7 protein-coding genes and 1 pseudogene are annotated in these 7646 nt (G+C 63.6%); 1 reads left to right on the top strand and 7 read right to left on the bottom strand.

What is annotated here, in order from left to right; genetic code table 11:
• The 6 genes and pseudogenes from glpX to AC1DJT_RS31670 all read right to left on the bottom strand — a co-directional run.
• Positions 1-120 (bottom strand): annotated as a pseudogene (gene glpX, locus AC1DJT_RS31695) (fructose-bisphosphatase class II); the annotation flags it as partial.
• Positions 121-183: 63 nt separating this feature from the next.
• Positions 184-1530, bottom strand: coding sequence for a homoserine dehydrogenase (locus AC1DJT_RS31690; protein WP_476835617.1), 1347 nt, complete (start codon positions 1528-1530; stop codon positions 184-186).
• Between the two features lie 330 nt (positions 1531-1860).
• Positions 1861-2292 carry a hypothetical protein gene (locus tag AC1DJT_RS31685; RefSeq protein ID WP_476770311.1) on the bottom strand — a complete coding sequence of 144 codons (432 nt, stop codon included), beginning with the start codon at positions 2290-2292 and terminating at the stop codon, positions 1861-1863.
• A 77-nt stretch (positions 2293-2369) separates the two neighbouring features.
• Positions 2370-3590, bottom strand: coding sequence for an LL-diaminopimelate aminotransferase (locus AC1DJT_RS31680; protein ID WP_476835616.1), 1221 nt, complete (start codon positions 3588-3590; stop codon positions 2370-2372).
• A gap of 188 nt (positions 3591-3778) precedes the next feature.
• On the bottom strand, positions 3779-4615 hold the full coding sequence (blaOXA, locus tag AC1DJT_RS31675; RefSeq protein WP_476770309.1) for a class D beta-lactamase: 837 nt from the start codon (positions 4613-4615) through the stop codon (positions 3779-3781).
• Between the two features lie 198 nt (positions 4616-4813).
• Positions 4814-5164 (bottom strand): hypothetical protein, encoded by a 351-nt coding sequence (locus tag AC1DJT_RS31670; RefSeq protein ID WP_441490926.1) that lies wholly within the window; start codon positions 5162-5164, stop codon positions 4814-4816.
• Between the two features lie 116 nt (positions 5165-5280).
• On the opposite strand from AC1DJT_RS31670, the gene phaC reads away from it, so the two are divergent.
• A complete protein-coding gene (phaC, locus tag AC1DJT_RS31665) occupies positions 5281-7104 on the top strand; it encodes a class I poly(R)-hydroxyalkanoic acid synthase (RefSeq protein WP_476835615.1) in 1824 nt (607 codons plus the stop codon).
• An 81-nt stretch (positions 7105-7185) separates the two neighbouring features.
• Here the strand turns inward: phaC and AC1DJT_RS31660 are convergent.
• Positions 7186-7646, bottom strand: a 461-nt coding sequence (locus AC1DJT_RS31660) for an OmpP1/FadL family transporter (RefSeq protein WP_476835614.1), incomplete at its 5' end; no start/stop codon positions are given.

Genomic DNA, 7646 nt, shown 5'->3' with positions numbered 1-7646 from the left:
CTCATTGCCATGGCCGCGCAGGCGCGCTGCGGAGACCGCTGCACGCTCGGTGACGCGGACCAGTTCCATCGACAGATAGCGCTCGATGATATGGGATGAGGCGATGGTGAGTTCGGACATGAGGCTCCCTCGAACTAYTCAGCAGTCGGCAATCGGCAGGTCGGACACGCAGGCGCCGAAGGCCTATTCCCGTTCAATCCTTATCACCTGCGGCGGTTCAGCAATGTGACCGTCGGCGGTGACCTTTTCGAGCGCGTCGCGGATCGCCGACTCGCTGGTGGCGTAGGTGATGAGTACGACCGGCACCGGCGCTCCGGAACGCCCCGTCGGGTCCCGGGTGGCGGCGGCTTCCGAACGATGCTGGACGATGCTCTCGAGCGAGATATCGGCCTGCGCCATGCGGGTGGCGATGGCTGCGGCGGCACCCGGCCGATCCGCAACCGCGAGGCGGATGTAATAGCCGCCCTCATGACGCTGCATCGGCGTGCGCGCCGGCTGCTCGAGCCGCGAGACCGGAAGGCCGAAGGGCAAGCCCGAGGTGCCGCTCGCGACATCGGTGATATCGGCGACGACGGCAGACGCCGTGGGATCGCCACCGGCACCGGGACCGACCAGGGTCAGTTCACGGACCGCGTCGGCATCGATCGTCACCGCATTGGTAACGCCCATGACCTGCGCGATGGCGGAGGATTTCGGCACCATTGTCGGGTGCACGCGCTGTTCGATTCCGGTGCGAGTGCGCTCGGCGACACCGAGCAGCTTGATGCGGTAGCCGAGCTCGTCGGCCATCTTCAGATCGAGCGGCGCGATCGAGGAAATGCCTTCCACATGAATCGCTTCGGCGTCGATCTTCACCCCGAATGCGAGGCTGGTCAGAATGGCGAGCTTATGGGCTGTGTCGTAACCCTCGACATCGAAGGTCGGGTCGGCCTCGGCATAACCGAGACGCTGGGCATCCTTGAGGCAGGCCTCGAAGGTCAGCCCCTCCAGCTCCATGCGCGAGAGGATGTAATTGCAGGTGCCGTTGAGGATGCCATAGAGCCGCGAAACATTGTTCCCGGAGAGCGCCTCGCGCAGCGTCTTGACCACCGGAATACCGCCGGCGGAGGAGGCTTCGAACRCAAGCGCCACGCCCTTCTCTTCAGCCAGCGCGGCAAGCGCGACGCCGTGATGCGCAAGCAGCGCCTTGTTCGCCGTCACCACCGATTTGCCGGAGGACAGAGCGGCCTCGACCGCAGCCTTGGCGACGCCGTCCGAACCGCCGACGAGTTCGACGAAGCAATCGATCTGCGACGAGCGCGCCAGCTCGACCGGATCGTCGAACCAGGTGTAGCCGGTGAGATCGATGCCGCGATCACGGGTTCGGTCGCGGGCCGAAACGGCCGTCACACGCACGGCGCGGCCGCAGCGGGCCGCAATGGCGTTTTCCTGGCGGTTGAGGATGCGCAGCACCGAAGCGCCGACCGTGCCAAGGCCGGCGACACCAACGCGCAAGGGAGCAGGACCGGGTGAGGAAGCGAGCGTCGTCATGCCGTCGGGGTCGCACGCGACAACGGGCGAGTCAACGGAGCGGATGCGCGGTTCGGTACGAAGCCTGGCGCGACGCGCGCAGTTTCTCAGCTCAGGAACGGGAAGCGATCAAGGACTCACGGCGGACACAACATGTGCGCTGATTCGCCCTTCGAGCTCGTCGGTCGATGCCATGGCGCGCTCCTGTAAGACAGGACGTTCGATCTGGGGCTGGATCGAGCCGCATCCGGTCATTCAGCGCGTATCCAGGCTGAAGAACCGTACGCTGGAGCGCGTGACTGCGAAACGGATATCAAACGGCTGGAGGCTGGTGCGGGCTTGGGTCGCTGGTCAGTCGAACCGGCAGACGACCTCGGCTGCGAGCCGTTTCAGCTTGCCATCGGCAAAGGTCAGATGCAGCCGCAGCAGCTGATTGCCGAAGGCCGTGGTCTTGATGGTGTGCAGCGCTTCCAGCGTCGGTCCGGTCCAGGTCGTCGCGTTCTCGACTACGGGGCGCCAGAACCAGGCGGCAGGCGGCACAATGCTGATCGTGCCCAGGCGCTGTTCGGCTTCGGCCTGTTCCAGCCCCAGGGGGAAATAGCGCGCGGCAATCTCCGTCGCGTCCCGGCCGCATTCGTTGGAGCGAGTCGCGGTGAGAATATCGGACACCAGCGGCGAGTTCGTCTGCGTGTTGCGTCCGCGCGAGTAATCATAGGTGACGACGAGGCAGACCAGCGCGAACAGGCCAAAACCGATGCCGATCAAACGGCCTTTGCTGAACATGCCGAGCCCCTGCCCTCAACTGCAAGACCGATGGCGGCGCGTCTGCGCCGGCCATCGCGCACTCGTCTTAGCTCAGCTTACCCAGCTTTGGATATCTGGATGACGTTGTGAAGCGTTTGATCCGCGMCCTTGAGGAAGCGGCCGATATTCCGGGCCGCCTGCCGGATGCGCTGCTCGTTCTCGACGATGGCGATGCGGACGAAATCGTCGCCATGTTCGCCAAAGCCAATGCCGGGCGCGACGGCGACCTCCGCCTTCTCGATCAGCAGCTTCGAGAACTCGAGCGAGCCGAGATGGCGGAACTTCTCCGGGATCGCCACCCAGGCGAACATCGAGGCCTGCGGTGCGGGGAAGTCCCAGCCGGCCTTGCCGAAGCTTTCGACAAGCGCGTCGCGCCGCTTGCGATAGATCTCGCGCATTTCGCGGATGCAATCGTCCGGGCCATTCAGGGCGGCGGCTGCGGCAACCTGGATCGGCGTATAGGCGCCGTAGTCGAGATAGGACTTGACCCGCGCCAGCGCCGCGAGCAGGCGCTCGTTGCCAACGGCAAAGCCAATGCGCCAGCCGGCCATCGAGAAGGTCTTCGACATCGACGTGAACTCGACCGTGACGTCCATGGCGCCCGGCACCTGCAACATCGAGGGCGGCGGGTCGTTCTCGTCGAAATAGACCTCGGCATAGGCGAGATCGGACAGCAGAATCAGCTCGTGCTTCTTCGCGAAGGCGACGAGGTCGCGGTAGAAATCGAGCGAGGCGGTATAGGCGGTCGGGTTCGCCGGATAGCAGGTCACGAGTGCGATCGGCTTCGGCACCGAGTGGATCATCGCCCGCTCCAAGGCGGGGAAGAAGGCYGGAGTCGGCTCTGCGGGAACGGAGCGGATGACACCGCCTGCCATCAGGAAGCCGAAGGCATGAATCGGATAGCTCGGATTCGGCACGAGCACGACGTCGCCGGGGCCGGTGATCGCCTGCGCCATATTGGCGAAGCCTTCCTTCGAGCCCAGTGTCGCGACCACCTGGGTGTCGGGGTTCAGCTTCACGCCAAAACGGCGCGCGTAATAATGCGCCTGGGCGCGGCGCAGGCCGGCAATGCCCTTTGAAGCGGAGTAACGGTCCGTGCGCGGCTTGCCGGCGGTTTCGACCAGCTTCTCGATGACATGTTTCGGCGCCGGCAGATCGGGATTGCCCATGCCGAGGTCGATGATATCGACGCCCTTGGCTCGTTCGGCCGCCTTGATCTTGTTGACCTGTTCGAAAACATAGGGCGGCAGGCGTTTGATGCGATGAAAATCGGTCATTTCGAACATGTCCCTGGACGCGCCGCGAGAACCGGCTCGTCACAATTGTGCGTTGACTGCCCTTAGCATCGCATCTTCGGTCAGGACAGGCCGTAAGACGCAATTTTCGACGAAAGACGCCAGCGTGGCAGGGGCGGCTCGGGCCTCTCCTAGCGGCATGCCCCTTCCGGCCGCAGCCTTCGTGCCGCTCATTTGGCCTTCATCAGAACCGGCAGTTCCTTCAGAAAGGCGTCGCGGAGCTTCCGGCCGGGTATGCCATCCGTGCGTTCCGCGCCGATCAGCAGGCGCGCGAAGACGACGCGCCTGTCCTTGTTGTCGGCCCAGCCGACGAACCAGCCGAGAGGCCGCTTCCGATCGATTTCGCCTGCAGCGTTCCGAAGCCAGATGCTGCCGGTCTTGCCTTTCACCGTCCAGTCTCCGGCGCTGAAGCTGGGAAGGATCGCCCTGGTCATCTCATGGGCCTTGCCGGAAACCGGCAGCGAGCCGGACAGGAGGCGCCTCAGGAAGCCCGTCTGCTCCTCTGGCGAGATGGTCAGCGACGACGAGATCCAGGAATGGGTCAGGCCATTGTTCTGCCCGCGATCACCCGAGACATCGCCGTTGCCATAGCCGAGCTTCGCGACATGGGCTGCGAAGCTCCTGGGCCCGAGCCGGGCGGTCATTTCGCGCGAGTACCAGATAACCGAATCCGCCTCCCAGATCGTCGGGTCGACCGGCTTGCGATCCCGCGCCACCGCGTTGAATCGCGGTTGATAGTCCCAGAGGGGCTTGTGCTGGTCTTCGAGAATGCCCGCGTCGTAACCGATCGCAGCAAGCGGCACCTTGAAGGTCGATGCGGGGCTGAAGCGCTTGTCGCAGGTTCCTTCGCGGTGGAGCGTCTTTCCCGATGCCGCCTCGAGAATGAGCGTGCAATCGAGATACGGCTTCACGGGGACAGTCTGAGCCTGCGCAGAATTGGGCAGCATTGCGCCCGCGATCAGCATGGCTGCGGCGAAGGAGAATGAACGATGGTCCGCTTGCGCCATGGGGCACGGTCTCCGGAACGGCAACGCCCCTGCCCTAGCGAGCCGGCCCGTCCGGGATATGGCGCGATTCCGACTAACTCGAATTAACCTAACCGATTGGTGAAGGCTGCCCTGCCCGGCAGATTGCAGGAGCCAGACGGGACGAGCCAGCCGAGTCGACTTCCGCCCAATAGAATAGGCGGCTAATCGAATCGCCGATTAGTTGGTCGGAACCACGGCCGGCGCTGGCGGCGCGGTCGCGCCGAGGGACTTGGCTTGTTCGCCGGCAGCCTCATTCGAGAGGCGCTTGGCTTCGAGGTTGGTTTCGAGCGTCTTGAAATCCGCCACGGGCTTGCGCGGTGCAGCGCGCGTCGCAGACGTGCCGACCGAGATGTAATCCCGCTCCGTCGAGCGGCTCTCCTTGACGAAGGGCTTCGATTCCTGCGGCGTGGTCGCCAGTCCCGCAGCCTCGGCGACACCCTTCACGCCATCCCCCGCACAGCCGGCAAGAAATGGGGCGCAGAGCAGCAGCAGCGCCAGGAACCTTGTCGTAGGATTGTTGAGTGACATGAGCAGGTCCGGCGCGTTGCAGAATTATCTTTTTACACCATATCGTTTACGTCCTTAATGGGACCAAAATAGGAAGCAAGGGCTTCCGCAAAAGACGTGGCAAGGGGAGACGATTCATGTGCCCGCCAGCCGACGACAAGCCGAAGGGTCCCGCTGGCTCGGACGAAGCGCCTGTGCCGGATTTCGACCTGCTGGCCCAGAACATGGGGCGCTTCATGGAAGAGGCCGGGAAGGTGACCGCTGCCTATCTGAAGCCGATCGAGCGCGGCGAGGCGAAGACCGGCGCCGCCGACGAGGTCAGCGAAATGGTCAAGACCATTGGCCGCGTCGCAGAACGCTGGGTCACGGACCCGCGCAAGATCATCGAGGCACAAGCTTCGCTGACCAGCGACTTCATGAGTTTGTGGGCTTCGACCCTGAAGCGGGCCAGCGGCGAGGAAGCAGCTCCGGTCGCCGAGCCCGACAAGCGCGATGCGCGCTTTGCCGATCCGGACTGGTCGGCCCACCCGATGTTCGATTTCGTCAAGCAGGCCTATCTGATCGGCTCGCGCTGGGCCGAGTCTATGGTTGATCGCGCCGAGGACCTTGACCCGCATACCCGTGAGAAGGCGCGCTTCTACGTCAAGCAGATCGCCAGCGCGCTTTCGCCCTCGAATTTCGTCGCAACGAATCCCGAACTCCTGCGCGAGACGCTCAAGCAGAACGGCGAGAATCTCGTGCGCGGGATGAAGATGCTGGCCGAGGATGTCGAAGCCGGAGGCGGCGAACTCAAGATCCGCCAGTCGGACGGGCGTGCCTTTGAGGTCGGCGTCAATATCGCCACGACGCCCGGCAAGGTCATCTATCGCAACGAGATCATGGAGCTGATCCAGTACGCACCGTCGACCGAGCAGGTCTTCAAGCGCCCCCTGCTGATCGTGCCGCCCTGGATCAACAAGTTCTACATTCTCGATCTCAATGCCGAGAAGAGCTTTATMCGCTGGTGCGTGGCGCAGGGACTGACGGTCTTCTGCATCTCCTGGGTCAACCCCGACGAGCGCCACGCCGCCAAGGATTTCGAGAGCTATATGCGCGAGGGCATCTTCGAGGCCCTTGACGCGGTCGAGCAGGCGACCGGCGAAAAGCGCGTGACCGCCATCGGCTATTGCGTCGGCGGCACGCTGCTTGGCGTCACCCTCGCCTATATGGCTGCGACCAGGGACAAGCGCATCGAGAGCGCGACCTTCTTCACGACGCAGGTCGATTTCTCGAAGGCCGGCGAACTCTCAGTCTTCGTCGATGAGGATCAGATCCGCGCCGTCGAGGAGCAGATGGCCCAGCGCGGCTATCTCGACGGCGCGCGCATGGCCGGAGCCTTCAACATGCTGCGGCCGAACGACCTGATCTGGTCCTATGCCGTCAACAACTACCTGAAGGGCAAGCTCCCGACCGCGTTCGACCTGCTCTACTGGAACTCCGATTCGACGCGCATGCCGGCCGCCAACCATTCCTTCTATCTGCGCGGCTGCTATCTGGAGAACCGGCTCTCCAAGGGTGAGATGACGATCGGCGGGAAGACGCTCGATCTGAAGGCGGTGAAGATTCCCGTCTACAACCTCGCCGCCAAGGAAGACCACATTGCTCCGGCTCAGTCCGTCTTCATCGGCTCGCAATGTTTCGGCGGGCCGGTCGACTATGTCATGGCGGGCTCCGGCCATATCGCGGGGGTGATCAACCCGCCTGGCAAGGTGAAGTACCAGTACTGGACCGGGGGCAAACCCGAGGGCGTGTTCGCCGATTGGGCCAAGGGCGCCGTCGAACACCCCGGTTCCTGGTGGCCGCATTGGCTCGRCTGGCTGACTTCGCAGGCGCCGAAGACACTGCCGGCGCGCGAGCCGGGCGACGGCGCACTGGCGCCGCTCGAGGACGCGCCTGGAAGCTACGTCAAGATCAGGGTTTGAGCCCCTTCGGAGCCGGATGACCTTCCGGATCACAAAAAAGCCGGCCCAAGGGCCGGCTTTTCGCAGAATTGGGTACGTCGATCAGTTCTTCCGCACCACCGGGCGCATCGGGATCGTCTCCTGCGGATTGTCCCAACGATAGGTGATGCCGGCGGAAACGACATGAACATGCGGCTTGGCCTCGGCCGTGTAGAGAACCGCGCCCTGCTGCGGATGCGCTCCGGAATAGTTCACGCTCGCATTCTGGACGTGGAGGTAGGTATAGCCCAGGTCGAACTTGATCCTATCCGAGACCTGATAGCTGAAGCCTGTCGATAACCAGAGGCGGTCATTATCCGAGATGAAGACCGTGCGGTTCTCGTCGTTCACGGCCGAAAGCTCGTAACCGACACCGGCGCGAAGGGTCAGATCGCGGTTGTATTTGTATTCGAGACCCGCCGCGAAGTACCAGCTGTCGTCATACTGGAAGTTCAGGCTGGTGAAAGGAACGCCAAAATTGCTGGCGACCACGGGAATGCGACGGAAACGGCTCCAGTTCGTCC

The sequence above is a fragment of the Allobosea sp. 05T422_2 genome (assembly GCF_056396265.1).
The sequence above is the reverse complement of the archived record's forward strand: the minus strand, read 5'-3'. Positions and strand labels throughout refer to the sequence as shown.